At 71.1% G+C, this 1,629-nt stretch carries 2 protein-coding genes; one reads left to right on the forward strand and one right to left on the reverse strand.

The features are described 5' to 3' along the window. The coding region (locus AC08OX_RS01850; RefSeq protein WP_476606196.1) for an Lhr family helicase at positions 1 to 736 on the forward strand (736 nt) is incomplete at its 5' end. Here AC08OX_RS01850 and AC08OX_RS01855 read toward each other — a convergent pair. Then, a complete protein-coding gene (locus AC08OX_RS01855) occupies positions 714 to 1,211 on the reverse strand; it encodes an RNA polymerase sigma factor (protein ID WP_476606197.1) in 498 nt (165 codons plus the stop codon). The genes AC08OX_RS01850 and AC08OX_RS01855 overlap by 23 nt on opposite strands. Between the last annotated feature and the right edge of the window lie 418 nt (positions 1,212 to 1,629).

Consider the following 1,629-nt stretch of genomic DNA (forward strand, 5'->3'; position numbering starts at 1 on the left):
CTGGTCGCTGCTGCCCGAGCGGGACACCGACCCGACCCGGCGCGCCCACGCGCTGGCCGAGGCGCTGCTCGAGCGCCACGGCATCGTCACCCGCGGCGCGGTGACCAGCGAGCGGCACCCGGGCGGGTTCGCCGGGGTCTACCGGGTCCTCAGCGCCTTCGAGGACGCCGGCCGCGCCCGCCGGGGCTACTTCGTCGAGTCCCTGGGCGCGGCCCAGTTCGCCGTCCCGGGAGCGGTCGATCGGCTGCGCTCCATCGCCGCGGCACAGCGGGACGCCGAGGCGGCCCCGGCCTGGGCGCAGCCGGCGGCCGGCCCACCGAGCTCATCGTCCGCGCAGGCCGTCGTCCTGGCCGCGGCCGATCCGGCCAACCCGTTCGGTGCCGCGCTGCCCTGGCCGACCCGACCGGGGGATGACGCGGACGGCGCCGCCGGCCACCGGCCGGGGCGCAAGGCGGGCGCGACGGTCGTCATCATCGACGGGGAACTCATCCTCTACGTGGAACGCGGGGGCCGTTCCCTGCTGTCATGGACCGAGGACGACCATCGGGTGGCCCCGGCGGTGGAGGCGTTGGCCCGCGCCGTGCGGGACGGCCTGCTCGGCAGGCTCACGGTGGAGAAGGCGGACGGCCAGACGATCGTCGGCAGCACCCTGGGTGCCGCCCTGGAGCGCGCCGGTTTCCACCCGACCCCGCGGGGCCTGCGGCTGCGGAGCATCAGTTCCGAGAGAAGGAAATAAGACGGGCACGTCCGCGGGTGAACGCTCCCTCGGCCGCCTTGAGACTGATCTCCAGATCCGCGGCCGCCTCCCGGGTACTCTTCCCGGCCGCCCGATCCATGATCACCTCACGCTCCCGGCCCTGCAGTCCCCCGGCCCGGGCCAGCAGCCAGCGGGCTTCCGCACGGTCACAGACGGCGTCGTCCGGGGCCGGCTCCCACGGCTGCAGATAGCCGCGCACGACCGCCCGCTCCGCACGCTGACGAGCTCTATGGTGATCAACGCAGAGACGTAGCACCGTCGTCGTCAGAAACTGCCCGACCCGGCTCGCGTCGAGATCCCGAAATCCGGCGGCGCGGATGAATGCCTCGTGTACGCAGTCCTCCGCGTCGGCCTTGCTCGGCAACCGCCTACGGGCTATGTGGATGAGCCGATCACGGTGCGGGAGCATCAGCGACCAGCGCTGCTGGCTGTATGGCCGGTCCAGCTCGACCACGGGCGCAGCGGATACAAAATCAACCGAGGGCGTGTCCCCGGCAGGGCATGTCACGGTTTGCTCCACCTGTCATGCTCAGACCGCGCCACCCCCCAGCACGATCGCCTACCTTCCCGGAGCGCGCCAGCACCGAGAACCGCGATGTGCCTTGGCCAGTTGGACCCGCTGCTTGCCAGAACAGCGGACTAGGACAAGGCGGACATTACCATCCGCTCCCGGGTAGGCCAGCAGCGGCATATCCCGGTGGGCGACGTACCCGCCCGATCGATACGCACCGTGTTATCGCCTGGCCGTGACCCGAGCTTATCGCGAGCCGCATTGGCGCCATCAACCGGTCAGTACACCGCCAAAACGGGCGAGATAATGACGTTCTGCTTCGTAAGCTCTTATGGAGCCACTCGCCCCCGGTCACTGAGCC

Source organism: Frankia sp. CoBUL1, assembly GCF_978021245.1.